This window comes from uncultured Shewanella sp. (genome assembly GCF_947501225.1).
GTDB lineage: Bacteria > Pseudomonadota > Gammaproteobacteria > Enterobacterales > Shewanellaceae > Shewanella.
In genome coordinates this window covers 1-26,794 of record NZ_CANMUW010000008.1, presented here as the reverse complement: position 1 = coordinate 26,794, position 26,794 = coordinate 1, and the positions used below count along the sequence as shown (strand labels likewise).

The following is a 26,794-nucleotide window of genomic DNA, read 5'->3' as shown; positions in this document are numbered from 1 at the left end:
TCATAAAGGAGCTTCTAATGGAACTTTCCGCACTAACTGCTATCTCTCCGGTAGACGGTCGTTATGGTAGTAAAACCGCCTCATTAAGAGGGATTTTCAGCGAGTACGGCCTGACCAAGTATCGTGTTCAAGTCGAAATCAACTGGTTAAAGCTGCTTTCCAGCTGCCCAGAAATAGAAGAGGTTCCACCCTTTAGCGAAACAGCATTAGCCCTGCTCGATCAGATAAAAGATAACTTCGATGAAGAGGATGCGCTTCGCGTTAAGAAAATTGAAGCAACGACAAACCATGATGTTAAAGCCGTTGAATACTTCATCAAAGAGCGGATAGCGGACAATGCTGAGCTTGCCGCAATCGATGAGTTTGTTCACTTTGCCTGTACCTCAGAGGATATCAACAACCTTTCTCACGGCTTAATGCTCAGCGAAGCCCGCGACCAGGTGCTGGCTCCCTATTGTCAGCAGGTCATCGATGCCATTAAGTCACTGGCAAAGGCATACCGCTCTGTACCATTAATGTCACGTACCCACGGTCAGCCAGCCTCTCCCTCTACATTAGGTAAAGAGATGGCAAACGTGGCGGTTCGTCTGGAACGCCAGCTTAAGCAGATCAACGCAGTTGAAGTCATGGGTAAGATCAATGGCGCAGTGGGTAACTACAACGCTCACCTGTCGGCCTATCCGGAAGTCGACTGGCACACCTTGTCTGAGCGTTTTGTTACCAGTCTCGGGCTTAACTGGAATCCATACACGACTCAGATCGAACCACATGATTATATCGCCGAACTTTTCGATGCTGTTGCACGTTTCAACACGGTACTGATCGATTTCGACCGTGATATCTGGGGCTATATCGCCCTGGGTCACTTCAAGCAGAAAACCATTGCCGGCGAGATTGGTTCATCCACCATGCCCCATAAAGTGAACCCCATCGATTTCGAAAACTCAGAAGGTAACTTAGGTATTGCTAATGCGCTGATGCAACATCTGGCATCTAAGCTGCCGGTTTCTCGCTGGCAGCGTGACCTTACCGATTCAACGGTGCTTCGTAACCTGGGTGTTGGTATGGCACATGCATTAATCGCGTACCAGGCGACACTTAAAGGGATCAGCAAGCTGGAGGTCAATGAAGAGCAGCTTCGCGGTGAGCTGGACAAGAACTGGGAAGTCCTTGCTGAGCCGGTACAAACCGTTATGCGCCGCTATGGCATCGAGAAGCCCTATGAGAAGCTTAAGGAGCTGACTCGTGGTAAGCGTATCGATGGTGAGCAACTCGCTATCTTTATCGACGGCCTGGAACTACCCGATGAGGTTAAAGTCGAACTTAAGAAGATGACACCTGCTAACTACATCGGCCGCGCCGAAACGTTTGTAGACGAGCTATAACCATCGGCCGTTGGATGATACTGTTTAAGTGATAAAAAAGCGGTAAGAGTTTACTTACCGCTTTTTTTATATCTGATACCGCTTGGTATGGAATCAAACAGGCAATAAAAAATGGCACCATGTTCGGTGCCATCTTTATATCTTATCTTCACAGTCTGGACTATCTCCTAACTGCTCATGTCCATAACTTGTCGTCATTGTGGATCTGATAAAGGCTTTCGGCCCTTGAAACCAAAACCCGGGCAAATTTAGCCTGCATAGGATCTTTGGTAGCCCCCGACTTATGCAGATTTTCAGCTTTTAGTTGCCACATCATAGAGAAGTGACGGATCGCCTCACGCGCCGTGCCGGCAACATTAACATCAACATAATCTGAAGGGAGATCGCCTGACATTACCCAAAATGTCTGTTTCTTTGGCTGTTTAGATTCCATTTTCCAGATCGCAACGTAGGGAGCTAGATAGCGGCTTTCATCGGCAATAACATTACTCGGGATCACACCCTTTTCGGCGAGAAAGCGATTCGCTTTTTGAAAGTGCTCTCTGATCCACTCTTGTCTCAGCGCTTCCTGTTTTTCCTGATCAAGCTCTTGAGTTTGATCGACTGCTTGCTCCGTCATACTTCATTCCTGTCTTATTGTTATTTTGCAGATCTGCAAGCGCTTCCCGAAAGTGACCCGGTATCGACCAGGTAAACAACACTCAACTTGACGTTAACGTAAAGTGGAAAGCTAAATTGCCACACAGATCACAATTAATCCAAATCTTTACTTTGTTGAGGGTATCTCTAAATGCTATCGTTCTGCAATATAATTTAAACAAGTCGTCGATGTTTTCGACGTTTCATTTCCCAGCGGAGAACACTACGTGGCCGTATTCAATCATATCTCTTTTGATGAACATGAACAGGTTGTATTTTGTCAGGACAAAGAAAGTGGCTTAAAAGCGATTGTCGCTATCCACAACACTAAACTAGGGCCCGCTGTTGGTGGCTGTAGAATGTGGAACTATGAGTCTGACGATGAAGCCTTAAATGATGTTTTACGTCTATCCCGTGGCATGACTTATAAAAATGCCCTTGCAGGACTGGAGATGGGCGGTGGTAAATCGGTGATAATCGCCGATCCCGATACTGAAAACAGAGAGGCACTTTTCCGTGCCTTCGGTCGTTGTATCCATAGTCTGGGTGGCAAATATTATTCTGCCGAAGATGTCGGCGTATCGACGGCAGATATTATGATTGCCCATGAAGAGACCCCTTATATGGCTGGGCTCGAAGGAAAGAGCGGCGACCCATCCCCTTTCACCGCATTAGGCACATATTTAGGTATCAAGGCCGCAGTCAAGCATCAGCGTGGCCTTGATTCACTCAAAGGCCTTAAGATTTCGGTTCAGGGTGTCGGCCATGTCGGATACTATCTATGCCGTCACCTTCACGAAGAGGGAGCCGAGTTAATCGTTACCGATATCCATCAATCTTCACTGGACAAGGTCGCCACTGAATTCGGAGCGACCATAGTTGAGCCACAGGATATCTATAAGCAGGATGTTGACATATATGCGCCCTGTGCGCTTGGTGCGACGATTAACGATGTAACCATACCTCAACTCAAGGCCACCATAGTCGCCGGCTGTGCAAACAACCAGCTAGCCGAGTTGCGTCATGGTGAAAAGCTCAAAGAGCTGGGTATCTTATATGCGCCTGACTATGTGATTAATGCAGGAGGCATCATCAATGTTTCCTTCGAAAAAGATTATGATGTGACCTCAGCGACGAAGAAAGTTGAAGAGATCTACGGCACCTTGATGAGAATCTTTGCCCAGGCAGATGAACAAGGCAGAACGACGGCTTCTGTGGCCGATGAGATGGCTCGTAACATCATCGAGACAGCCAAAAGGTCGTAACCGAGCTAGAGTATTCTCGCTATTTCGTAAAATGCAGCCTAAGGGACGAAATCGATATTTCGTCCCTTTTTTCTTAAAAATATTTTCCGTGTATGACCAACGGGATAGAAATTGACCATAAATTTTTAACCGTTTTGACTGGCTAATGTCATATTTGTCTGCTTGACTTAGAACCTCGTTATCTAGCGTAGGAAAACGCGATGGTTACTTTCAAGTATGATCTCAACCAGGATGTAGTCGAACTTCAAGCCAGCAACTGGTGCGGGTTGGAACGTGTATTTATTAACGGAAAGATGGTCTCCAGAAAACTTAACTTCAGTCAAAACAGCGAACATAGAATACGCTTAACAAATGGAAATCCATGCCGTTTTCAATTACTTATAGACCCAATAACCGAACAGATGGTGTGTCGGATCTACAAGAGAAATAATCTGGTCACCAGTATCAAGCAGGGAAAAGAGAACCTGCTTCAGAGCAGAAAGCTGCTGCAAAACATCACCATTTTTGTCACCCTTTCGGCGCTGATATTTCTGCTGCTTAACTAAAATGACAAGCTGGTGCCGAAGTAGCCCTGCTAACAGAGTGTGATATTGTCGCCAGCCACACAGATCAGTTGACTGTCCTGATAATTACCGCTACCCGCGGTGACCGTTGTAACAGAGAGTTTCTGTTTATCGGAGCCATTCTCGATTAACACCGCCTTTAGAATCGTCCCGTCACGGGGAAAAGACACCGCGGCGACAAAATCTCCCACGGCGAGATCCCGAAACAGTTTTACAGTTACACTCCCCAAAGATCTTGGCTCTAACTTCCCTTCACTCACGACTAATGTGGCACCATTGGCTAATTCAAACTTTTCAAGGTAGATACCGGATGAAACACACTCGGAGGGAACCGGTTTGGCCCTGGGCTTGTTAATATTGATGGAGCATGCACTCAGGGCGAAACAGAGCAGTATGATAGACAGGGGTTTAAGCATATTATCCTCTGATAGTTCATCATAATGATTAAGATGAAATTTATAAAACTAAGCTTTATCCGGGGAATCGATTGATTTTATTGAGTAATGTCATGAAGTTTGCGCGTTCATCACTGGATAAATTATCAAGAAAGTGGGCATTGACCCTTTCAGCCTCGATCACCAGATCTTGCTCTAATGCCTTTCCGGCATCGGTAAGGAAGATATGAAAAGCACGGCGGTTATCAGCTTCCTGATGCCGGGTGATCAGGCCCTGAACCTGCAACTGATCGAGCAGGCGTGTCATCGTATAGTGAGCGACATCGCACCTTTTAGATAACTCTGTTTGCGTGAGCCCCTCCTCTTGCCACAGGGCAAAAAGAACCGGCCAGAGTTTAATGTCCAGTTGGTATCGTTTTAGCTTTTGATCCAGTGCATTTTGAAGGTCAATATTCAAGTGTGACACCAGATATCCGAGGCTTTCATACTGTTTCAATCAGCACCCCCAATCCATCACTACCTGATTTAATACTACCACTTAGTCCGTAAGAAACTAGCTGTTAGTCATAACTAATTACGAATTTATACATAAGGCTTTGATTAGTTTGCTTAATCTTCTGAAATTATAAACTCATTGATAAATCGATAATAGCAAGCTCTCCCCAATTTCCCCTTAAGGCTCCTCTCTAACTCGAGGTAGATCCCATCATCTTTAAGATCAAACCCATTCACATCAATGACGCTATGCTGTGTACCCAGACTAGAGTCGAGCAAAAAGGCGTTATCTTCATGTTCATAGTCCACTATGAGAAGTGCCGCATCGGCAACCCTTACCCGTAACCTTTCGACAGGGGTAATAAGAAAATATTGATCATCTATACGATGTAAAACCGAGGAGAAGAGTCGTGCAAACTTGTTCGGTAATGGCTCCCCCAGATAACTCCACTCGCCCTGCTCGTCGATGTCAAACAACGCCTTCTCAGAGCACAGTGGCGCCCCTTTTGTGAGTTTAGCTAACTCATATCCGGCATCGGGATTAATATCACTCATATGGACTCCTGAAGACAGGTAAGCCTGGCAATGCCAGGCTTGTGTAGTGTCGCTAACGGCAAGCTAAACAAACGGATTTACAGCAAGGCCAACAGGGCCTGCACCGGATGTCTGGGCTTAAAGCCCCCAAACCGCTTCACCTGACTCCGGCAGGAGTAACCGGATACCAGCACCTGCTCCGGCGGTATCGATTTTAACGTTTGCTCCCAGGACATGGAAAACAGGGCTTGTGAACGCTCCTGATTCTCGGCTTCGTGGCCATAAGTGCCTGCCATGCCACAGCATCCCAGGCTCACCGCCTCCAGCTTTGCGCCAAAGTGAGCAAAAATCGCTTGCCACTGGGCTGCGGTATTCGGTTTAGCCGTGGATTCGGTGCAGTGACTGAACCAAGTGAACTTTTCCGCAGCATCGGGGCTTAAGCTTGGTATATCATGTTGCTTTATTGCTTGTGCTAACCACTCATTAGATAGTTGTACCGTAAAATCACCGCAACTATCCCCGAGCACTTCCCTGTATTCATCCCGATAGCACAACACCATTGCCGGATCGACACCGACCATAGGCATATTCAGCTGATGGACCTGAGTCAGAAAATCCGCCGAAGACTGGGCAGTCTTTGCAAACTTGCTGAGAAAGCCTTTAATGTGTATCGGCTTACCATTGGGTTTAAACGGGAGAAGCACAGGTTTTAGACCCAGCTTTTCAATCAACTTGATAAAGTGGTACACAGTGTCGGCTTCATAAAAGCTGTTGAACGGGTCCTGTACCACAATCACATAGTTGTGCCGTTCATCCTCAGGAATATTCTGCAGCGCCTCGAGATCATAACCACGACAGGCGTGGCCATCGAGTCTCTGTTTAAGGGTTGGAACCGATAATGCGGGTGCGTCGACATAACCCAATGACCGCTTTATCACCCACTGACTGACCGGGTTTTGAGAAACGGCGTTAGTAAGCCTTGGCGCCATAGCCATCAAGGGTAAACTATCTTCAATACCCGCAACCAGATAGTCTTTCACCGGTCGCAGATATCTCTGGTAATAGATATTAAAGAATTGTGCCCTGAACTTAGGCACATCGACTTTAACCGGACACTGAGACGTACAGGCTTTACAGGCCAGACACCCCTTCAGTGACTCCATTACCTCATGGGAGTAATCATATTCACGCGTGGCTTTTAAGGTATTCTGAGTACGCTGCAGCCATCCCAGGGGCTTGGCTTTAGCAAGGGCATCGACATCTACGCCCTCTGATTCTAGCAGCCTTAACCATTCACGCATCAATCCTGCACGCCCCTTAGGGGACTGGACACGATCTCCTGTCACCTTGAAAGAGGGACACATAGGAGAGTAAACACTGTAGTTGAAGCACAGTCCGTTACCGTTACAGTTCATCACATCGGGAAAGGCATCGCGGGTTTGAACCGGGATCTGGCGATCGAAACTGCCCCGCTTGATGCTATCGACGTTATAAAGAAGCTCACCCGTCTCCTTAGGCGCCACCAGCTTACCCGGGTTCATTTTGTTGTTAGGGTCGAACAGTCCCTTAACCTCCTCCAGAACGCCGTACAGCTCCTCACCGAACACCGAGGGGCCATATTCACCACGAACCCCCTTCCCATGTTCTCCCCACATCAGGCCCCCATATTTCAGCGTAAGCTCGGCCACCTGATCGGAAACGGTTTTAAGTAACCTTTCATCATTAACATCGCACATATCTAAGGCGGGCCTGACGTGTAGCACACCTGCATCGACATGACCAAACATACCGTATTGAAGTTGATGACTGTCCAGCAACGCTCTGAACTCCATGATAAAGTCGGCAAGCTTTTCCGGAGGTACTGCGGTATCTTCAGCAAATGCCAAGGGTTTTCTGCGTCCCTTTGCCGCCCCAAGCAAACCAACCGCTTTCTTTCGCATGGCATAGATCATATTGATGCTGGTTTTATCACGGGTCACCTGATAACCCAATACCCCGGCACCACTATCGCTGGTTTGAGAGTCTAAAACCTCGGTTAACTCTGCAACTTTGGCTTCCACCTCCTCCGGCTCTCCGGCAAACTCAACCATGTTGAGCCCGTCGATAGCTCTACCGGGGACCTCTTTAATCAATTCAGAAACGGAGTGCCAGATAATATCCTGCTGAGCCAGGTTCAACACTTTCGAATCTATGGTCTCTACAACGGTCGCATTGGCTTTCACCAACTGAGGCGCATGGCGTAGCGCGGACTCGAAAGAGTCATACTTTATGTTAACCATCATACGCGCCGACGGAAGAGGCGTAATATTCAGCTTGGCTTCGGTGATAACCGCGAGTGTACCTTCCGAGCCTGTCAAAATTCTGGACAGGTTAAACTCGCTGAGATCGTCACTCCATACATTCTTAAGATCATAACCGGTCAAAAAGCGATTAAGCTTAGGGAACCTGGACTCTATAAGTGACCGTTTTTCATGACAGATACCGGCAATCGCCGTCATCAAGCTCTGCCCGAGAGGGTTTGTGGTTACAGAATCGATGTTTTCCACCTGCTCAGGAGTGATTGAGTAAGTATCGAGCACACTGCCATCATAGAGCACACTGGACAGGCCAATCACATGATCCGATGTCTTACCATAAACCAGCGAGCCCGCCCCCGATGCGTCGGTGTTAACCATCCCCCCAATTGTGGCTCTGTTAGAGGTGGAGAGATCCGGGCTGAAGAAAAAACCATGAGGTCTTAACGCATCATTAAGCGCATCCTTGACCACACCGGCTTCGACTCTGACCCACTTCTGTTCAGGATTGATCTCTATCACCTTGTTCAGATAACGCGACAGGTCAAGGACGAGTCCATGAGTCAGTGCCTGACCATTGGTTCCGGTGCCGCCACCTCGTGCACTGAAAACGACCTTGGCAAACTCACAGCTGTTAGCAAGTTTAAGTATCAGGCAGATATCTTTTTGACTTCGTGGATAGATAACGGCTTGAGGAAGGAACTGGTACACAGAGTTATCCGTCGCTTGAGCCAGGCGCGCACTGTATCGTTTGTCGATATCTCCGCTAAAGTCACTTTGTTCAAGCGCAGACAAAAAGGCAAGGTATATGGGCTCTAACGTTTGTTCATGTGATAACTTTGGCAGATTAACGATGGGTGACATATCAGCTTCTGTTTACTTAATTGTTAAAATTCTGGTTCACAGTATATACCCAAACGACTTCAAAATGCAGGGGGCAGCATGTCGAAAAGTGACAAGGTTCAAGGCATGAAACAGCAGTACTAGTCATTCTAATTCAATGTTTATTCTTATAAATAAAGAATGAAGAAAAGTGTTACTTTTCGACTTGCCCTTCGGCCCCCCCGTAGAATACCTGCACTGTGTTAGTGATTTTAACAATGGGGTAACCATTCTCTTCAATCACTGCCTTGTTCAGATATCCTTCGGGAGCTCTGAAACGAGCACCTTGAAGTGGCTTGGGTATAGACAAAAAAAGCCGCTAAATAGCGGCTTTTGTAATTAGCTTCTTCTATTTAAAGAAAATTAAGCGTGTTCCTTGCCCAGATATAGCCAAGTGTCGATAACTGTATCCGGATTCAGCGATACGGTATCGATCCCCTGCTCTACTAACCAGGCTGCAAAGTCTGCATGATCCGAAGGTCCCTGACCACAGATACCAACATACGCACCTTTCTTCTTGGCTGCCTTAATCGCCATGGCCAACAGCGCTTTTACCGCTTCATTACGCTCATCAAACAGATGACTGATGATGCCAGAGTCACGGTCAAGACCTAATGTCAGCTGGGTCAAATCGTTAGAACCGATAGAGAAGCCATCGAAGTGCTCGAGGAACTGGTCTGCAAGCAGTGCATTAGACGGAAGCTCACACATCATGATGACGCGAAGGCCATCTACACCACGCTCTAAACCTTGCTCTTTCAGCAGCTCGATAACCTGCTCGGCTTCGCTGAGAGTACGTACGAATGGGATCATGATTTCGACATTCTTCAGCCCCATCTCGTTACGAACACGTTTAATCGCTTCACACTCGAGGGCAAAACAGTCACGGAACGATTCTGAGATGTAACGGCTCGCACCACGGAAGCCCAGCATTGGGTTCTCTTCCTCTGGCTCGTATCTGTCACCACCTACCAGGTTCGCGTATTCGTTTGACTTAAAGTCAGACATACGAACAATCACTTTCTTCGGATGGAAGGCTGAAGCGATCGTCGCAATACCTTCGACAAGGCGAGCTACGTAATACTCAACAGGCGACTCATAGCCGGCTATCATCTCATGGATCTCTTCCTGCAGCGCTGCATCTTGTTGGTTAAACTCAAGCAGGGCTTTAGGATGGATGCCGATCATACGGTTGATGATGAACTCAAGACGAGCCAGGCCGACACCTTCATTAGGTAAGCGAGCAAAATCGAAAGCTCTGTCCGGGTTACCTACGTTCATCATGATCTTCATCGGTAGTTCAGGCATAGAGTCAACACGAGAGGAGACGACTTCGAACTCCTGAATGCCTTCATAGATGTAACCGGTATCACCTTCGGCACAAGAGACCGTCACTTCCTGACCACTCTTGATACGGTCTGTCACATCACCACAACCAACGACGGCAGGCACACCGAGTTCACGGGCGATAATCGCTGCGTGACAGGTACGTCCACCACGGTTAGTGACAATCGCGCTGGCGCGCTTCATGATTGGCTCCCAATCCGGGTCGGTCATATCGGTAACAAGTACATCACCCTCTTGGATCTGGTCCATATCCTCAATTGAACCTAATACCTTAGCAACACCGTTACCAATCTTATGACCGATTGCACGACCTTCACTTAGTACCTGGCTCTTACTCTTAAGGTGGAAACGTTCAATCAGTTGAACATCTTCACGGGAGCGAACCGTTTCAGGACGTGCCTGAACGATGTAAAGCTTGCCGTCGTTACCATCTTTAGCCCACTCGATGTCCATCGGACGACCATAGTGCTGCTCGATGATCATCGCTTGCTTCGCAAGCTCCATGACCTCTTCATCATTCACTGAAAATTCGCGGCGCTTTTCTGCTGCAACATCTTCAATTTTAACTTGTTTACCATGTTCTAGATCGTCTGAGTAAACCATCTGAATTAACTTGCTGCCAATATTACGGCGTACTACCGCTTTATTGCCGGCCGTTAAGCTTGGTTTATGTACATAAAACTCATCCGGGTTGACCGCACCCTGTACTACCATCTCACCCAGACCGAATGATGAGGTGATAAATACCACGTCATTGTTACCGGACTCTGTATCCATGGTGAACATCACACCAGAGGCTGCAGTGTCGGAGCGAACCATACGCTGAACACCGGCTGAAAGTGCAACGCCCTTATGGTCGTATCCTTGGTGAACACGGTAAGAGATAGCGCGATCGTTGAACAAAGAAGCAAATACATGCTTTATCGCAACCAATACAGAATCATAACCCTTAACGTTCAGGAATGTTTCTTGCTGGCCTGCGAATGAAGCATCAGGCATATCTTCTGCTGTCGCCGATGAGCGTACCGCAAAAGAGGCTTCTTGGGTTTCTGAGGAAAGTTTATCGTAAGACTCACGAACTACTTGCTCAAATTCGGGGTGGAACGGGGTGTCAATCACCCATTGTCTGATCTGTGCACCGGCTGTAGCGAGTGCGTTCACGTCATCTACATCTAGAGTATCTAGAATGTCGTATATCTTCTGGTTAAGTCCGCTTTGTTCAAGAAACTCATTGAACGCGTAAGAGGTGGTAGCAAAACCGCCAGGCACTTGAACACCTGCATTAGCTAAGTTACTAATCATCTCACCAAGAGAAGCATTCTTACCGCCTACCTTGTTGACGTCACCCATGCCTAATTCTTGATACCAGAGTACATATTGCTGCACAGTTCTATCTCCGCAAGTTTATTTCAGTGTGGCCCCTTCACAGGAGGGCAGCGGCATTTTACACTCCAGCGCAGGAAGCGTAAATCTATAATTTTATTTGTAATTTTATTACTACAAGAGGTCAAAATGTCACGTAAAGTATTTTATATCTCAGATGGGACCGCGATCACAGCTGAAGTATTTGGCCATGCAGTACTTTCTCAGTTTCCCGTTGAGTTTGATGCACTTACAATACCCTTCGTTGAGACAGAAGCGAAGGCTCATGATGTAAAAGCACAGATCAATGATTGTTATATAACAACAGGCGAACGGCCATTAGTTTTCCATTCAATCGTAAAAGCAGAGATCCGGGACATTATCTACAGCAGTGAAGGGCTCGATTACGACTTTCTGAACACTTTCGTGTCGCCTTTAGAGAAACAATTGGGAATAAAAGCCTCACCTGTCGTTCATCGAACCCATGGCAAGGCAAATGACGGATATGAAGCACGTATCGATGCAATTAACTATACAATGGACAATGATGACGGACAGACATTAAAGAACATACATAAGGCAGACTTAGTACTTCTGGGCGTATCACGCTGTGGCAAAACCCCAAGCAGCCTCTACCTTTCAATGCAGTTTGGTATAAAAGCCGCAAACTATCCTTTCATCGAAGATGACATGGATAACCTTAAACTTCCCACAGTATTAAAAGAGAATAAGAGCAAACTATTCGGTCTAACGATCGATCCGGTGCGTTTACATGAGATACGTAAGAGCCGTATGGACAACAGCCGATACTCCTCATTGAGACAGTGTCGAATCGAGGTAAAAGAGGTTGAGATGATGTACAAGCGAGAGCGGATCCCCTTTGTAAATACCACTAACCATTCGGTCGAAGAGATAGCGACCAAGATCCTCGATGTCACCGGACTTGAACGTCATATGTTCTAAAATCGAACACTTTTTTCGAAAAGAACTGACCAGTTTGACCAAATATCTGCACAGCTGCTTATAAATAGAGAGAGAATTCACTCAATAGGCACTGTGCAAGTCGCAACTATTCGTTATAATCGCAAGCAATAAGGCTAACTGCCCATACGAACGCTCGGTATATTGAATGACCATTAAAACAGATGAACTACGCACCACTTTATTATGTAAGGCTATTTCTCCCGCAAAATTGGCTTCAGAATTCCCACTAACCCAAGATGCTGCCGATTACCTTGTTCAGCAAAGACGTGAAGTCGAAGCCATCCTCAAAGGAGACGATCAGAGGTTATTGGTTATTATCGGCCCCTGCTCGATTCATGACACAAAAGCGGCTATCGATTATGCAACAAGGCTGGCTAAGCTCCACCAGGAACTGAAAGATGACCTGTGTATACTGATGCGGGTCTATTTTGAGAAACCACGTACGACAGTCGGATGGAAGGGGTTAATCTCTGATCCCGATCTCGATGGCAGTTTCAACGCCAATAAAGGTTTACGTCTGGCTCGTCAGTTACTGCAAGAGATCACCGAACTAAAATTACCCATTGCCACCGAATTTTTAGATATGGTGAACGGACAGTATATTGCCGACCTCATCACCTGGGGAGCCGTTGGCGCTCGCACCACTGAGAGTCAGATCCATCGCGAGATGGCGTCAGCACTTTCATGCCCGGTAGGTTTTAAAAACGGTACCGATGGTAATATCAATATCGCCATCGATGCTGTGCGTGCGGCCAAAGAGCCACACATCTTCTACTCTCCGGACAAAGATGGCGCGATGGCAGTCTACCGCACTGCTGGCAACCCTTATGGTCACATCATTCTAAGGGGTGGAAAACAGCCTAACTATCATGTCGAAGATATCGATGCGGCAGCTGAAAAACTCAAGAGTGTCGGCGTTTCTCATCGCATGGTCGTTGACTTCAGCCACGGTAATAGTCAGAAGAAGCATAAGCAACAACTAACCGTTGCCGACAGCATCATGCAACAGATGAGCGAGGGCTCAACAGCTATCGCCGGTATCATGGCCGAAAGTTTTATCGAAGAGGGCAACCAGAAAGTGATTGCAGGAGAGCAACTTGTATACGGTAAGAGCATTACCGATGCATGCCTGAACTGGGATGACTCTGAAAAGCTGCTTCGGGACCTGGCGAAAGCATCACGTGACAGAATAAACAAGCTTAACCAGTAATTGCTGCAGACACTCTGCCACGATAAAGATACAGAACCATACATGCTTCATCTGAATGAGGCTTGTATGGACGCTGCTTTACCTCAAAACATGAACCATACCCTCATTCAAATCAAGCACATTAATTGTGCCCGACGATGAGCTGAGCTGTTCGCATCATTCCACAAAGCATAACCTTAGGTTGCCGTATGCCACTAACCCAAACACAAAATCACCTCAGTGAGGCGATCAAAGCCCGTATAGAAAACTCAGAAGCCAAAGTCATTAAAGCTATTTTTCCATCTATCACTAATCACCACAACACCTTATTCGGTGGTGAAGCACTAGCCTGGATGGATGAGACGGCTTTTATCGCAGCAACCAGGTTCTGCCGTAAACCTCTTGTCACAGTCAGTTCAGACAGGATTGACTTTAAGAAAGCTATTCCGGCCGGTACGCTCGCAGAGATCATCGCAAATGTTATCCATGTAGGTAACACTTCACTGAAAGTCGAGGTCAATATCTTTGTCGAAGATATGTATAACGATCAGCGCGAGCACGCCATCAGAGGTGTCTTTACCTTTGTCGCCGTCGACGATAACAGAAAGCCGACTAAGGTATGGACCGAAGAGTAAACCGACAAACGTCATTGCAATGACTATGAGTGATAGCAGTTAACACCGACCGCTGTCACTTTTTTAGCAAAGAATTCCGCTCCCTACTGAATTTTCACCTTCTATAGTTACTAGACTTAAGTCTAACAAACCGAATTTTAAGGCAAAATATTCCCCCTTTCTCACAAACCGATAGGATCCCCTCTCCTTTTTCTGTTACATTGAACTAATCTTCACGTGCAACTAACACAAACACAAAAGCCATGAAGCTAGATAACTTAAATATAATCATTGCAGACGATCATCCGCTATTCAGAAATGCCCTACGCCAAGCATTAGCAGGATCGTTTTCCGACACACGTTGGTTTGAAGCCGACAGTGCCGAAGCATTACAAAGTCAGATAGAAAATGAAGATGTTGAATTTGACCTGGTACTACTGGATCTACAGATGCCGGGCTCACATGGCTACTCAACATTAATTCACCTTCGTACACACTACCCGGATCTTCCGGTGATGGTGATCTCCGCTCACGAAGATAACATCACCATCAGTCGCGCCATACACTATGGGAGCTCAGGCTTTATTCCGAAGTCGGCCTCCATGGAGACACTCGCACAAGCATTAACAGCCGTACTCGAAGGTGATATCTGGTTACCCGCAGACGTAGAGCTTCAACCGATAGAGGAGGATGCAACGGATCTGGTGGCCAGCAAACTTGCTGATCTGACTCCACAGCAATATAAGGTCTTGCAGATGTTTGCCGAAGGCTTGTTAAATAAACAGATCGCCTACGATCTCGGTGTTTCCGAGGCTACGATTAAAGCCCATGCTACTGCGATTTTCCGTAAGCTTGGTGTCCGTAACCGCACCCAGGCCGTTATCTCACTTCAGCAGCTAGAGATGGAGAAGGTCGAGCTGTAACCCTGCTCCTATTGCCCGTTAACTTGTGAAAGCCGAACATCTGTTCGGCTTTTGAGTTTAAACGACGCGAATCTGAAGAGTCGAATAGAGTGAAAGTGAGCCGATATCAACGAAAGTTTTCCATCATCCGATAATAGAGCATACCCAAAGCCATACCTTGATTTCCCAACCACTCACCAACGGGAAGACGGATCTGTCTCATATCGGCAAACAGATCAAACTCGGTCAACTGACCTATGATGGCCTTAGCCATGATCTCCCCCATGATATGCGAAGTCGCAACCCCATGGCCTGAATAGCCCTGGCAGTAAAACACATTGGGCGACACCTTACCCAGCTGGGGGATTCTGTTAACCACAATTCCGGCCATCCCCGTCCACTCATACTCGATTTCGATCCCCTTAAGCCTAGGAAAGGTCCGCTCTATTGCCGGGCGCAGCTCCTTAGCCACATGCTTAGAATCCCGTCCGGAGTAGTTGGTGCCTCCACCAAACATAAGTCTGTTATCGGCGGTCATACGATAATAATCGAGCACAAATCGACTGTCATAAACGGCAACATCATGAGGGTTGATGGCCTTAGCGACTTCCGGAGTTAACTTTACCGTTGCACAATTTCCTAAAGAGGCCGGAAACAACATGCCACTTAATTTGGCTCTGGCAAGTTTATGATACGCATTGCCTGCAATGAGCACGCTATTGGCAGTGACAGAGCCATATGCGGTTTTGACTACGGGTAAAGCGCCATCGCAAATATCGATAACCGGTGAGCCTTCAAATATCTTCACCCCGTGCCCCTGCGCCGCCCGCGCCTCTCCTATGCAGAGGTTCACAGAGTGAAGATGCATATTTCGCTTATTCAGTAGCCCTCCATGGTAGAGTGGCGTTTCCAGATAACCGGGAATATCCTGCCTTGATATCAACTCCAGCTCGCTTCCCATGCCTCGTCTTACAGCTTCATCATAGCTCTTTTGCAACTCCTGCATATGCCCGGGCTTGTAGGCGGCATGCAGATGACCAAATTTAAGGTCACAATCGATACCATATTTTTCAACACGCCTTTTGATGATCTCGTGGCCACGCCAGCGAAGGTTCCAGATAAAATTTTCCGCCTCAGCGCCAAGCTTGTTTCTAAGCTGTTTAACCATAGCCGCATCACCGGAAAGACTACCGGTAACCTGTCCGCCATTACGCCCCGTCGCTCCCCACGCTATCTTATTAGCCTCAACAATGGCGACATCTAATCCCCGTTCGGCCAACTCAACAGCTGTCGACACGCCGGTGAAGCCGCCACCAACGATAACCACATCCACCCTGAGGTTGTCCTCGAGTCTGGGGTATTGAGTTTCATCATTAATTGTCGCGCTATAGTAAGAATCGCAGCGTTGTTCTGACATAAGAGTAGGCTCCATCCATGTTCAATAAAATGACTTCTTGTTTTATATTTTTTACACTTTGTTTTTTGAGTATATAGATAGAGAGATCTGCGTCAATGAGAATTCGGCAAATTATTATTACTCTATGCTGAATTGCTCATCCACTATGTAGTGGTTTTCTTTACAGACGGCAGTAGTTGTGGGCATCTGTTTTATTGAAGATAAGAAGATCAGAAAGATATCTTAAACGCCTAGACGCATTAAGAGAGGAGAAGAGCAGGAGACGCTGAAGCCCCCCACAGACTTAAACAATTACAGGTTAAACAGCACACCAGCTTACCTCTAGCAGCCTGGCATCATTGTCACGGAGTATAGCTCTGAATTCGTCCCCCTCATTCACCTGCCCAACTCCCTTTGGCGTCCCTGTCATAACGATATCCCCATCCTCCAGGGTCATGAATCTCTTTATTTCATCTAAGATCTCGGCGGGTTTATTCATCATCAACCCAATATTTCCCCTTTGAGTCGGCTCGCCATTAATAAACAAGTCGAAATTAAGCCCATCCCAGGCCTCCTCAATTTTAACAAATTCACTCATGACCGCGGAGCCATCGAAGGCTTTTGCCCGCTCCCAGGGCAAACCTTTTGCTTTAAGTTTGCTCTGTAGGTTCCGCTTCGTTAGATCCAGCCCCAGTCCCACGGCAACAAATCCCCCATTCTCTACCAGAAAACATAACTCTGACTCATAATGGATCGCTTCATCTTGATAGCTGATGAGCTCATCAGTAATACATGAGTTAGGCTTGACAAAGAGCACCATCTGTTCGGGTATCTCATTTTTTAACTCTTCTATATGGTCGACATAATTTCTGCCCACACAAACTATCTTTGATGGGGTAACGACTCGATTACCAAGGACAACTGTGTTCACTTATCTCTCCATTAACCTTTTATATATTGGAATTTATACTCAACCGCGCCATAGTGTTATTTTCTGATTAGGCTTGAGATCAATGCCCTCAATGCTGCCGGTTTTACCATCTTAGCCATGTAGCGATAACCCCTTTGCTGCACATCATCGATAAGTTCTTTACGGGTATTGGCCGTGATCAATACACCGGGTAGATGACTGCCATACAGAGCACGGATCCCATCCATTGCATCTACACCATTTTGCCCATCATCGAGATGGTAATCGGCCAGAACAATATCGGGCGCGACCCCCTTTAACCCTAACTTAATTCTCGCATCGGCAAGGCCTGTGGCACAGATCACCTCACACTGCCATCGACTGAGCAGGCTCTCCAAGCCTGCAAGGATCGCCTCTTCATTATCGATACACAGTACCTTTACCCCTGCCAGAGGTTGTAACATTGTGGGAAGCTTTTTAGGCTGAGCTTCTCTCGCGGTTTGTCCCATGGGGACACGAATAGAGAAAACCGAGCCGCGGCCCAGTACTGAGCTCACATGGATCTTATGATTGAGCACCCGGCTGATCCTATCGGCAATAGCCAGTCCCAGCCCTAAGCCACTCACGCTTTTACTGCTGGGGTTATCGAGACGCTTAAACTCTTTGAATATCTCCTGAGTCTCTTTCTCATCGATACCACAACCTGTATCCAGAACCTGTATCTCAAGCTCATCCCCGCGGTAGCGACAACCAAACAAGACCCGACTCCCGCGAGCATAACGATACGCATTGGTTAAAAAGTTCTGTAACACACGACGAAGCAAACTTAAGTCAGAGTTGATGGTTGCACTACATGGCACCATACTGAACCGGATCCGGTTATCTTTAGCCATAGCATCAAACTCAACGGCCAAACCTTCAAGTAACTCAGATACGGCAAAGTCCCTTCTATTTACCTCGACCATCCCAGAGTCTAACTTAGAGATATCGAGCAGGTCCGTAAGCAGTTCTCCGGCAATCTTCAGGGAGCTGTTGACATGAGACAAGGTCTTTTTCCCCTCCTGATCCAGGTTCGGGTATTGAGACAACGATGCGGTAAACAGTCTTGCCGCATTGAGAGGCTGCATAAGATCGTGCCCTACAGCGGCTAAAAACTTACTCTTGGAAGCATTGGCCATCTCCTCCTGCGCCTTGGCCTCCAACAGCTGACTATTGAGCATAGCCAGCTCATAGGTACGCTCCTTAACTCTGGCTTCGAGGGTATCATTCACCTCCTGCAAAGCCTTGGCATGTTCGCGATATTGGGTGATATCGGTAAATGTCATCACAAACCCGCCACCTGGCATAGGGTTTCCCTGAATCTTGATAACCTTGCCATCTTTTCGTTCACGCTCTGAAACATGAGGGGTACCATTTCGCATATGTTGAACGCGTTTACGTACCATCTCATCAACATCACCGGCACCACAATAACCACGGGCAGCGTTAAAGCGAACCACATCACTGATCGGCATGCCCTCTTGTAAAAATGATTCCGGATACTGATACAGTTCGGAATACTTATGGTTCCAGGCGACCAGATTGAGATCCTTATCAACCACACTCATCCCTTCATAGGCGTGCTCAATGGCACCTCTGAGCATATCCTGACTAAGAATAATTTTTGAAGAAGCTTCATCTACCAGACTAAAGACTTCATCCAGGGCCAGATCTCGCCCCTGCTGTACCGACTCCATGACCAGAGAGGCACTGGAGCCCCCCAAGACACCGGCTAACATATGCTCGGTATGTGCAATTAACTCCGGCGGGGCCGCTTTATGCCAGCTATCACTCTTTACCGCCTCATTTGAGAACCGGGAGAAACTTTCATAGGCACGGGTTGGGCTCACGAAACGACTGGCAAGAATCAATAGATCTTGTTGTGATACGGGTGATGCTTTCCTGTTAGCATTACTCTTCAACTCTCCGGGAGCAACAAATGCACTGGCTTGCATACGCTCTGCAACCCCGGCTCTGAACCAGATGGAGCCCAGTACATAACAGGCCAGGTTAACCAGTAGTGCGGTTAAGATGTCCCTGACATTGGGTGTGATAGACTCGAGCAGACCAAAATCATTAGCGAAAATGCCATGGGTTGCACTCACTCCGGACAGAAGTATGTAACACCAAAGACCAAAGCCCACGGCCAGACCGATTAATACGCCGGCTCGATTACCATGCTTCCAATACATGCCACCTATGACGGCGGGAGCGAGTTGGGCAAATGCGCCGAAAGAGAGCATCCCCAAAGTTGACAGCGAGTCGCTGTCCATAAATGACAGGTAACTGAAGTAACCCAGCCCCAAAATAATGATGATCGACAGGCGTCTGGCATTGAGCAGAAATTGAGAAAATTGACTGAAATTTTTCTCTTTAATCTTACCGGTTCGCAGCATGAAAGGGACCAGCCATTCATTACTGACCATCACACTGATCGTCACCACCGCAACGATAACCATTCCGGTGGCGGCAGACAGGGTCCCGAGCAGGGCGATGATAGCGACCACAGGCTGGTCCAGCGCCAATGGCATGTTTATGACGTAGGTATCGGCAGCGACACTGTCACCCAGAATAAGTTTTCCCGCTAATGCCAGGGGCGCAACAAACATACCAAACAGGAGCAGATAAACCGGGAATATCCAGCGGGCTTTTAAGAGGTTTTTCTCATCGATACACTCGACCATCATCACATGGAACTGGCGGGGCATACAGAGAAATGCGGCTATCCCCACCAGCAGTTGCGGCATCAGTGACTCGATGCGTAATACGGGCTCATTAATAAGATTTTGCTCACTTGCCTGCTGCCATATATCGCCAAAACCATCGAAGAAACCGAAACTTATTACAACGCCAACAATAAGGAAAGCCGCCAGCTTCACCAACGACTCGAAGGCAATAGCTAGCATCATGCCGGGGTTATGCTCGGTGGCATCCAGCTTTCTGGTGCCAAACAGTATGGCAAACATGGCAAGAACGGCAGTAATGATCAAGGATACTTTCGCCCCATCGAAGGGGGAGTCATGGGGCTGAAACAGATTGAGACTAAACACCATGGCTTTTAGCTGTAGTGCGATATAGGGCATGATACCAAAGAGAGCGATCAGGGTAACAATAGCCGCCAGAAGCTGTGATTTTCCATATCTAGCGGCAATAAAGTCTGCAACAGAGGTGATGTTATGCGCCTTGGAAACGATAACCATCTTTCGAAGTAAACCAAACCCCAGGGTAAAAATAAGAATGGGTCCGATAAAGATGGGCAGAAATGACCAGAGATCCTGCGCAGATTGACCAACGGTCCCCAAAAAGCTCCAGGAGGAGCAGTAAACCGCCAGGCTCAGACCATAGATCCAAACCTGCAACTTCTTTGTAATACGACTAAACCACCGCTCGGCTCCCCAAGCCAACAGGAAGAGCAGGAAAACATACAGAACGGCGATCACGCCTACAAAGATGGTCAAATTCATAATATTCTCTTTTTTACACCATTGTGCGTTAAAAAAAGAATTAAATCTAGCCGTCTAATATCTTACAACAGTCTAAAAACAAAGAGGATTTTAGCACTAGACCAAGGTCTAATAGAGCTAAGAGCCCTTGAGACTCCATACTTCAGTCAGGCATTATTAGATTAAGGGAAGCCCAATGAGCACGCAGTCTCTCTACAAAGTTTCTAGCGAAATAGCTGAAAACGCACATATAAACGAAGAAAAATATAAAAAGATGTACCAAGAGTCGATTGTTAATCCTGAAGGTTTCTGGAGAGAGCATGGACAACGCATCGATTGGATCAAGCCATACACTAAAATTAAGAAAACCTCCTTTGACGATCATAATCTGTCGATTAATTGGTTCTATGACGGCACACTCAATGCCTCGGCTAACTGCCTGGACAGGCACCTGGATAAACACGCCGATAAAGTCGCCATTATCTGGGAAGGTGATGACGCGAAAGATCAACGTACAATTACTTATGGCGAACTGCATAAAGATGTCTGTAAGTTTGCCAACGCACTACGTAGCCAGGGCGTAAGACGTGGTGATGTAGTTACCGTATATATGCCTATGGTGCCTGAGGCTGCCGTGGTTATGCTGGCTTGTGCACGTATTGGTGCCATCCACTCTGTTGTCTTTGGTGGCTTCTCACCGGACTCTATTGCTTCTCGTGTTATCGACGGAAAATCAAAAGTCGTGATCACCGCCGATGAAGGGGTTCGCGGCGGGCGTATCATTCCGCTGAAGGCTAACATCGACGAAGCCCTGTCACACCCTGATGTCACCTGTGTCGAGAAGGTCATCGTCTTAGAACGAACAGGTGGCGATGTTAACTGGGTTGAAGGCCGCGACATTAAGTGGGAATCCCTGATCGATACGGCTTCCGAGCACTGTATTCCTGAAGAGATGGGCGCAGAAGATCCCCTGTTCCTGCTCTATACCTCAGGATCTACGGGCAATCCTAAAGGGGTGCTGCATACCACCGGTGGCTACATGGTTTACGCCGCCATGACACATGAATATGTTTTCGATTACAAAGATGGCGAAGTCTATTGGTGTACAGCCGATGTAGGTTGGATCACAGGTCACTCTTATATGGTCTATGGCCCTCTGGCCAACGGTGCTACTGTACTCATTCATGAAGGCGTGCCCAACTACCCTTCTCCTGCCCGCCTGGGTGAGATGATAGACCGTCATAAGGTTAATATCCTCTACACCGCACCGACACTCATTCGTGCTTTGATGGCGGAAGGTAAAGAGCAGTTTACCGATTTTGATGGTAGCTCATTACGTATCATGGGCTCGGTCGGTGAACCAATTAACCCGGAAGCATGGCGCTGGTATAATGAAGTCATCGGCCGGGAGCACTGCCCGATTGTCGATACCTGGTGGCAAACAGAAACCGGCGGAATATTGATAAGCCCTCTGCCGGGTGCCACCGATACTAAGCCCGGTTCTGCTACTCGTCCATTCTTTGGTGTTCAACCTGCCCTTGTCGATAATATGGGTAATATCATAGATGGCGCAACCGAAGGCAACCTGGTGATTCTGGACTCCTGGCCCGGACAGATGCGAACTGTCTATGGCGACCATGACAGGTTTGCCCTCACCTATTTCAAAACCTTCCGTGGCATGTACTTCACCGGCGATGGTGCGAGACGGGACGAGGATGGCTATTACTGGATCACCGGCCGCGTTGATGATGTGATCAATGTATCGGGCCACAGGCTTGGCACTGCCGAAGTCGAAAGTGCACTGGTATCACATGAAGATGTAGCCGAAGCCGCTGTCGTTGGTTACCCTCACGATATCAAGGGACAGGGTATCTATGCCTATGTCACCTTGACTAAGGGAACAACCGAGACCGAGGAGCTTCGTCAGGAACTCAGAAAGTGGGTACGTAAAGAGATTGGTGCCTTAGCAACACCTGACCTGATACAGTGGGCCGGAGGTCTGCCGAAAACCCGTTCGGGTAAGATCATGCGTCGATTCCTGCGTAAGATTGCAGCCAATGAAGTGACAAACTTAGGCGACTCGTCGACTCTGGCCGATCCGGCTGTTATCGACACCTTGATTGAGTCAAGACTCAACCGCAGCGAGTAAGCTACCAATAACTCCCGCTGGCCCCTATCTATTATATGCAATAGATAGGGGCTTTTTTTATCTCTATTGCCTTATTTATAGCCGGCCAGTTTCTTTGCCAGAAATTTCCATTCGCAGAATGGCCACTGACTCTAGATACCCGCCATTGTCACTGTTATCCTTTCAGCTGCGTAAACCAACATTCTTAGGCTTTAGGTGCAGTTAAGAGATTATCAACAACAAGCTGTCGATGCGGCAGTAACTCACTTTAAGAGAAGTGCAGATTCGGCAGTGTTAGTCCTGCCAACAGGATCAGGAAAAAGCATTGTTATTGCGGAATTAGCGCGCATTGCCAATGGCCGCGTACTCGTATTGACTCATGTCAAAGAGTTAGTGGCTCAAAATGCAGAAAAAGTGGGATTACTTACTGCAGAGGCGAGTATCTACTCCGCCGGTCTCAACCAAAAGTCTACCAAAAACAAAACTGTTGTGGCCAGTATCCAATCTGCCGTGAGAGCACCTCAGCAGTTCAATGAAGCTTTCTCATTAGTGATCATCGATGAGTGCCACAGGGTAAGCTCAGAAGCAGATAGCCAATACCAACAACTTCTTTCGCACCTGAGAAGACAAAACCCCAAACTAAGGCTGTTAGGACTCACTGCAACCCCCTACCGACTGGACAGGGGCTGGATCTACCATCAACACTACCATGGAAAGATAGGTAATCCTGATAAGGCCGTATTTCAACAGTGCATCTTCGAGCTGCCGATGCGACCGCTGATTAAACGAGGCTACCTGAGCTCCCCTAAGATGTTCGATGGTTTATCTGTACAATATGATTTTAGCGCGTTAAAGACCTCCCCCAGCGGCGAATATCGCGAAGAGGAGGTCAATAACCTACTCAGTCATTGCGGCCGTGCCACAACAGCGATAGTAAAGCAGCTTGTCGAGTTGGGAGCCAGCAGGCAGGGTGTCATCATATTTGCCGCCACTGTTCGCCATGCCCAGGAGATTATGCGGCAATTAACTCTCGAGAAAGCTGCACTGATCACCGCGGATACAAAAACGGTCGACCGGGATGAGATCATCACCGACTTCAAATCGAGAAACATAAAATATCTCGTCAATGTCGCCGTTCTCACAACTGGATTCGACGCTCCTCACGTAGACCTAATCGCAATTTTAAGACCTACGGCATCAGTAAGCCTTTTTCAACAGATGGTGGGAAGAGGACTCAGGATCTGTGAAGGTAAAGATGAATGCCTGGTTATCGATTATGCCGCTAATGGATACGATCTGTATTTCCCCGAAGTGGGACAGCATAAGCCTGACAGCAAGAGTGTTCCCGTACAGGTACACTGCCCGATTTGCAACTTTGCTAACATCTTTTGGGGGATTGTTGATGATGACGGCGATATCGTCGAACACTTCGGTCGCCGTTGCCAGGCATTAATTGAGCACCTGGGGGGGAGATCTCAATGCGACTTTCGTTTTCGTTCTAAAGCCTGTCCTAATTGCGGTGAGGAAAATGATATTGCAGCCAAGATCTGTCATCAATGCGACTCAATGCTTATCGATCCTGACAAACGATTAAAAGAGGTGTTACAGCAAAAACATCACCACCTCTTCAAGTGTCAGACCATGCTGCTGGAAAAGGAAGCCGATAAATTGCTAGTTCGTTATATCGATCCCGACGGCAATGACTACTGCCGATATTTTAGTTTTCAGACTAACGGGCAGATCAGAGCCTTCTACGCCCTCTTTGTACTGACTCATACACGCACCCCAGGTTTAAAACATCAACAATATAACAGCGCCGAGCAGGTCATAGCGGCATCAGATCAGTTCAGGCATCCCGACCTGTTACTGCTTAAACAGAGCAAGAAACGGTGGGATTTAGTAGAAACTTTCTTCGATTATCAAGGCCGCTATCAAATCGAAAAAAACTTTAATCATTAGAAAATATGCAAATATACTATTCCTGTGGTATAAAGTACGCGTGTAAATTCTCAGGAGCAAATATGTTTGTCGTAATCTTTGGCCGTCCGGGCTGCCCATACTGTGTTAGAGCGGTACAACTTTCTGAACAACTTGTTGAAGCTCGTGATGACTTTAAATTCAAGTATGTAGATATTCATGCAGAAGGGATCAGTAAGGCAGATCTTGAAAAAACAGTAGGCAAACCTGTTGAGACTGTTCCTCAGATCTTCGTTGATAAACAGCACGTTGGTGGCTGCACCGAGTTCGAGCAGTTTGTAAGAGAAAATCAGCTACTTACGCAACCAGCATAAGATTAAAAACCGATAACAGACCTCAAAGGCAATGCCGAGTGAAGCTGTTAAATAAAAAGGAGGCCAATGCCTCCTTTTTTAATGCTAAAGAGCTAAGAGCAATGGTTACAGAACATATTTCACTGAGAAAATAACGCGATTCAGTTCACCCTTATCACCATTTTGCTTAGTGTTTTCTGCATACATATACTCAACACCGACGGTCATTGGCTTAACCGGTGAATAGAGTAAATTGATATAACCTGAATAGGACTCTTCGTTGACCGCACCACCGGTTAACGTCACATCATTATCGGCCTTAAAGCCTGAAACAGTGAAACTTGAGCGCCACTTATCATTCCACCAGTGACGATAAGAGGCATAACCACCGTAAGAACTGATGGTTTCAATCTCCCCCATCTCATTTAGTACACCGCCATTGGCGTAGTTAAGCGCCATATAACGACCTAAACCGTCACCCACCGTCGCCGAAAGCTTGATATCATCGCTACCGACCGGGATGACACCGGTAAAGCTGGCACCATATGCCATCTCCTGAGTATCGATATCACCTTTCTCAATATTTAACTGCCTTGCCAAGCCGGCAACGGTGAACTTAGCTCCACCTTCCGTTTTAAAGTTATAGCGGGCTACAAAATCAGGCACCATGCCGCTGCCGCTGGTGATACGGGAACCACCGCCATATGGCGTCACCGTAGTTTCAGGATTCTCTACCGCAAACTGGAAACCACCATTGGTATAGCGTACTTGCGCCTGTCTGGCAAAAGGGGTACCTTCCGCAGCGCCAACAAAGTCCAGATTCTCAGGCAGTGCCCCCGGATTTTGGAACGTACTCCAGGTTTGTCCTACAGTCCAGTTGTCGAAGCTGACAAATGCATGACGAATACGAGGAGAGTAACTATTTGAGACGCGTTCATTGCCATCTGAATGAGTAAAGAAATCCAGCTCTATAAAACCTGTTAATTTATGGCCACCTAGATCTGTACTGGTTTTGAAATTAAACCTTGACTCACGCGCCTGAAAGTCAACAACCTGTTCGCCATTGCCTTCGACACCATAAATGGTACCTGGAACATAAAACTGCCTTGAAAGGTTTCCTGAGTCTGGCGCTCCATTGCTGTAATCACTGAACATAACATCCGTTTTTACATAACCTCCGAATTTAAACTCTGTCTCTCCAGCATGTGCATTTACACTTACAGCCAATATAGTCGCAGCGGCCACAAGGCTTAAGTTTGCATGTTTCATCGGTTCTCTCCCTCATCATTATATTTTTTCAAAATTAATATGACGGAGTTAGCTGGCAAGCAACATTAGCAAAACGTCTATCAACCAAAAGTATTACAGGCAATGCTAATCAACAATTTACACTCAAATAGAGAAAAGAGCTGGGCCGTGAAGGATTCGAACCTTCGACCAATGTGGACGTTAAGAGTAAAGCCAACTGCACTCTTATTATGAAGAATCAACTGAGCTAACGATCTGTTAAGTGTAATGCTTTATCTGTAGAGGAATAATTGAACTGAATAAAACTGAGGAGTGCCACCAAAGTGGTGGGTCGTGAAGGATTCGAACCTTCGACCAATGTGGACGTTAAGAGTAAAGCCAACTGCGCTCTTATTATGAAGAATCAACTGAGCTAACGATCTGTTAAGTGTAATGCTTTATCTGTAGAGGAATAATTGAACTGAATAAAACTGAGGAGTGCCACCAAAGTGGTGGGTCGTGAAGGATTCG

Annotated in this window: 20 protein-coding genes and 1 tRNA gene; 10 read left to right on the top strand and 11 right to left on the bottom strand. The window is 47.1% G+C overall.

All coding sequences use genetic code 11. The annotated features are described in order from the left end of the window. The first annotated feature begins 17 nt into the window (after positions 1 to 17). Positions 18 to 1,385, top strand: coding sequence for an adenylosuccinate lyase (purB, locus tag Q1B47_RS12810; RefSeq protein ID WP_299794226.1), 1,368 nt, complete (start codon positions 18 to 20; stop codon positions 1,383 to 1,385). A 175-nt stretch (positions 1,386 to 1,560) separates the two neighbouring features. Here the strand turns inward: purB and Q1B47_RS12805 are convergent, their stop codons facing one another. Continuing rightward, positions 1,561 to 2,004 (bottom strand): DUF4826 family protein, encoded by a 444-nt coding sequence (locus tag Q1B47_RS12805; protein ID WP_299794224.1) that lies wholly within the window; start codon positions 2,002 to 2,004, stop codon positions 1,561 to 1,563. Between the two features lie 247 nt (positions 2,005 to 2,251). Here Q1B47_RS12805 and Q1B47_RS12800 point away from each other — a divergent pair, with 247 nt between their 5' ends. Both Q1B47_RS12800 and Q1B47_RS12795 read left to right on the top strand, forming a co-directional pair. Further along, a complete protein-coding gene (locus Q1B47_RS12800) occupies positions 2,252 to 3,289 on the top strand; it encodes a Glu/Leu/Phe/Val dehydrogenase (protein ID WP_299794222.1) in 1,038 nt (345 codons plus the stop codon). A gap of 200 nt (positions 3,290 to 3,489) precedes the next feature. Continuing rightward, complete coding sequence (locus Q1B47_RS12795) at positions 3,490 to 3,834, top strand: hypothetical protein (RefSeq protein WP_299794220.1); 345 nt, start codon at positions 3,490 to 3,492, stop codon at positions 3,832 to 3,834. Between the two features lie 29 nt (positions 3,835 to 3,863). Here Q1B47_RS12795 and Q1B47_RS12790 read toward each other — a convergent pair whose 3' ends face one another. The 5 genes from Q1B47_RS12790 to ppsA all read right to left on the bottom strand — a co-directional run bounded on the left by Q1B47_RS12790 (position 3,864) and on the right by ppsA (position 11,185). After that, positions 3,864 to 4,268 carry a PliI family lysozyme inhibitor of I-type lysozyme gene (locus Q1B47_RS12790; protein ID WP_299794217.1) on the bottom strand — a complete coding sequence of 135 codons (405 nt, stop codon included), beginning with the start codon at positions 4,266 to 4,268 and terminating at the stop codon, positions 3,864 to 3,866. A gap of 55 nt (positions 4,269 to 4,323) precedes the next feature. Continuing rightward, positions 4,324 to 4,743 (bottom strand): MarR family transcriptional regulator, encoded by a 420-nt coding sequence (locus tag Q1B47_RS12785; protein ID WP_299794214.1) that lies wholly within the window; start codon positions 4,741 to 4,743, stop codon positions 4,324 to 4,326. 113 nt (positions 4,744 to 4,856) lie between these two features. Beyond that, positions 4,857 to 5,297 carry a DUF1285 domain-containing protein gene (locus Q1B47_RS12780; RefSeq protein ID WP_299794211.1) on the bottom strand — a complete coding sequence of 147 codons (441 nt, stop codon included), beginning with the start codon at positions 5,295 to 5,297 and terminating at the stop codon, positions 4,857 to 4,859. A gap of 77 nt (positions 5,298 to 5,374) precedes the next feature. Then, positions 5,375 to 8,434 (bottom strand): FAD-binding and (Fe-S)-binding domain-containing protein, encoded by a 3,060-nt coding sequence (locus tag Q1B47_RS12775; RefSeq protein ID WP_299794208.1) that lies wholly within the window; start codon positions 8,432 to 8,434, stop codon positions 5,375 to 5,377. Positions 8,435 to 8,815: 381 nt separating this feature from the next. After that, the gene (gene ppsA / locus Q1B47_RS12770) at positions 8,816 to 11,185 is read right to left on the bottom strand and encodes a phosphoenolpyruvate synthase (protein ID WP_299794205.1); all 2,370 of its coding nucleotides are present in this window, start codon (positions 11,183 to 11,185) and stop codon (positions 8,816 to 8,818) included. A gap of 126 nt (positions 11,186 to 11,311) precedes the next feature. On the opposite strand from ppsA, the gene Q1B47_RS12765 reads away from it, so the two are divergent. The 4 genes from Q1B47_RS12765 to Q1B47_RS12750 all read left to right on the top strand — a co-directional run bounded on the left by Q1B47_RS12765 (position 11,312) and on the right by Q1B47_RS12750 (position 14,871). Beyond that, positions 11,312 to 12,124: a pyruvate, water dikinase regulatory protein gene (locus tag Q1B47_RS12765; RefSeq protein ID WP_299794202.1), complete on the top strand. Its 813-nt coding sequence runs from the start codon at positions 11,312 to 11,314 to the stop codon at positions 12,122 to 12,124. Between the two features lie 166 nt (positions 12,125 to 12,290). Then, a complete protein-coding gene (locus Q1B47_RS12760; protein ID WP_299794199.1) occupies positions 12,291 to 13,355 on the top strand; it encodes a 3-deoxy-7-phosphoheptulonate synthase in 1,065 nt (354 codons plus the stop codon). Between the two features lie 188 nt (positions 13,356 to 13,543). Beyond that, positions 13,544 to 13,969 carry an acyl-CoA thioesterase gene (locus tag Q1B47_RS12755; protein ID WP_299794196.1) on the top strand — a complete coding sequence of 142 codons (426 nt, stop codon included), beginning with the start codon at positions 13,544 to 13,546 and terminating at the stop codon, positions 13,967 to 13,969. 242 nt (positions 13,970 to 14,211) lie between these two features. Beyond that, entirely contained in the window at positions 14,212 to 14,871 is a 660-nt protein-coding gene (locus tag Q1B47_RS12750) for a response regulator transcription factor (protein WP_299794194.1), read from the top strand. 106 nt (positions 14,872 to 14,977) lie between these two features. Here the strand turns inward: Q1B47_RS12750 and Q1B47_RS12745 are convergent, their stop codons facing one another. The 3 genes from Q1B47_RS12745 to Q1B47_RS12735 form a co-directional block, all read right to left on the bottom strand. After that, entirely contained in the window at positions 14,978 to 16,267 is a 1,290-nt protein-coding gene (locus Q1B47_RS12745; RefSeq protein ID WP_299794191.1) for an FAD-binding oxidoreductase, read from the bottom strand. Between the two features lie 298 nt (positions 16,268 to 16,565). Further along, complete coding sequence (locus tag Q1B47_RS12740) at positions 16,566 to 17,177, bottom strand: fumarylacetoacetate hydrolase family protein (protein WP_299794188.1); 612 nt, start codon at positions 17,175 to 17,177, stop codon at positions 16,566 to 16,568. 56 nt (positions 17,178 to 17,233) lie between these two features. After that, positions 17,234 to 20,659, bottom strand: a complete 3,426-nt coding sequence (locus tag Q1B47_RS12735; RefSeq protein ID WP_299794185.1) for a PAS domain-containing hybrid sensor histidine kinase/response regulator — start codon at positions 20,657 to 20,659, stop codon at positions 17,234 to 17,236. Positions 20,660 to 20,834: 175 nt separating this feature from the next. Here Q1B47_RS12735 and acs point away from each other — a divergent pair, with 175 nt between their 5' ends. The 3 genes from acs to Q1B47_RS12720 all read left to right on the top strand — a co-directional run bounded on the left by acs (position 20,835) and on the right by Q1B47_RS12720 (position 25,057). Then, entirely contained in the window at positions 20,835 to 22,787 is a 1,953-nt protein-coding gene (acs, locus tag Q1B47_RS12730; RefSeq protein WP_299794183.1) for an acetate--CoA ligase, read from the top strand. A 195-nt stretch (positions 22,788 to 22,982) separates the two neighbouring features. After that, positions 22,983 to 24,725 (top strand): DEAD/DEAH box helicase, encoded by a 1,743-nt coding sequence (locus tag Q1B47_RS12725; protein ID WP_299794181.1) that lies wholly within the window; start codon positions 22,983 to 22,985, stop codon positions 24,723 to 24,725. Between the two features lie 62 nt (positions 24,726 to 24,787). Next, positions 24,788 to 25,057: a GrxA family glutaredoxin gene (locus Q1B47_RS12720; RefSeq protein WP_299794178.1), complete on the top strand. Its 270-nt coding sequence runs from the start codon at positions 24,788 to 24,790 to the stop codon at positions 25,055 to 25,057. A 105-nt stretch (positions 25,058 to 25,162) separates the two neighbouring features. Here Q1B47_RS12720 and Q1B47_RS12715 read toward each other — a convergent pair whose 3' ends face one another. Both Q1B47_RS12715 and Q1B47_RS12710 read right to left on the bottom strand, forming a co-directional pair. Next, the gene (locus Q1B47_RS12715; RefSeq protein WP_299794176.1) at positions 25,163 to 26,305 is read right to left on the bottom strand and encodes a DcaP family trimeric outer membrane transporter; all 1,143 of its coding nucleotides are present in this window, start codon (positions 26,303 to 26,305) and stop codon (positions 25,163 to 25,165) included. A gap of 141 nt (positions 26,306 to 26,446) precedes the next feature. Continuing rightward, a tRNA-OTHER gene (locus tag Q1B47_RS12710) sits at positions 26,447 to 26,537 on the bottom strand. Positions 26,538 to 26,794 lie beyond the last annotated feature (257 nt).

Excerpts from the sequence above, each read along its gene's own strand:
- purB (WP_299794226.1), top strand. The coding sequence starts at position 18 with ATGGAACTTTCCGCACTAACTGCTATCTCTCCGGTAGACGGTCGTTAT.
- Q1B47_RS12805 (WP_299794224.1), bottom strand. The coding sequence starts at position 2,004 with ATGACGGAGCAAGCAGTCGATCAAACTCAAGAGCTTGATCAGGAAAAA.
- Q1B47_RS12795 (WP_299794220.1), top strand. The coding sequence starts at position 3,490 with ATGGTTACTTTCAAGTATGATCTCAACCAGGATGTAGTCGAACTTCAA.
- Q1B47_RS12790 (WP_299794217.1), bottom strand. The coding sequence starts at position 4,268 with ATGCTTAAACCCCTGTCTATCATACTGCTCTGTTTCGCCCTGAGTGCA.
- Q1B47_RS12780 (WP_299794211.1), bottom strand. The coding sequence starts at position 5,297 with ATGAGTGATATTAATCCCGATGCCGGATATGAGTTAGCTAAACTCACA.
- Q1B47_RS12775 (WP_299794208.1), bottom strand. The coding sequence starts at position 8,434 with ATGTCACCCATCGTTAATCTGCCAAAGTTATCACATGAACAAACGTTA.
- Q1B47_RS12765 (WP_299794202.1), top strand. The coding sequence starts at position 11,312 with ATGTCACGTAAAGTATTTTATATCTCAGATGGGACCGCGATCACAGCT.
- Q1B47_RS12760 (WP_299794199.1), top strand. The coding sequence starts at position 12,291 with ATGACCATTAAAACAGATGAACTACGCACCACTTTATTATGTAAGGCT.
- Q1B47_RS12755 (WP_299794196.1), top strand. The coding sequence starts at position 13,544 with ATGCCACTAACCCAAACACAAAATCACCTCAGTGAGGCGATCAAAGCC.
- Q1B47_RS12750 (WP_299794194.1), top strand. The coding sequence starts at position 14,212 with ATGAAGCTAGATAACTTAAATATAATCATTGCAGACGATCATCCGCTA.
- Q1B47_RS12745 (WP_299794191.1), bottom strand. The coding sequence starts at position 16,267 with ATGTCAGAACAACGCTGCGATTCTTACTATAGCGCGACAATTAATGAT.
- Q1B47_RS12735 (WP_299794185.1), bottom strand. The coding sequence starts at position 20,659 with ATGAATTTGACCATCTTTGTAGGCGTGATCGCCGTTCTGTATGTTTTC.
- acs (WP_299794183.1), top strand. The coding sequence starts at position 20,835 with ATGAGCACGCAGTCTCTCTACAAAGTTTCTAGCGAAATAGCTGAAAAC.
- Q1B47_RS12720 (WP_299794178.1), top strand. The coding sequence starts at position 24,788 with ATGTTTGTCGTAATCTTTGGCCGTCCGGGCTGCCCATACTGTGTTAGA.
- Q1B47_RS12715 (WP_299794176.1), bottom strand. The coding sequence starts at position 26,305 with ATGAAACATGCAAACTTAAGCCTTGTGGCCGCTGCGACTATATTGGCT.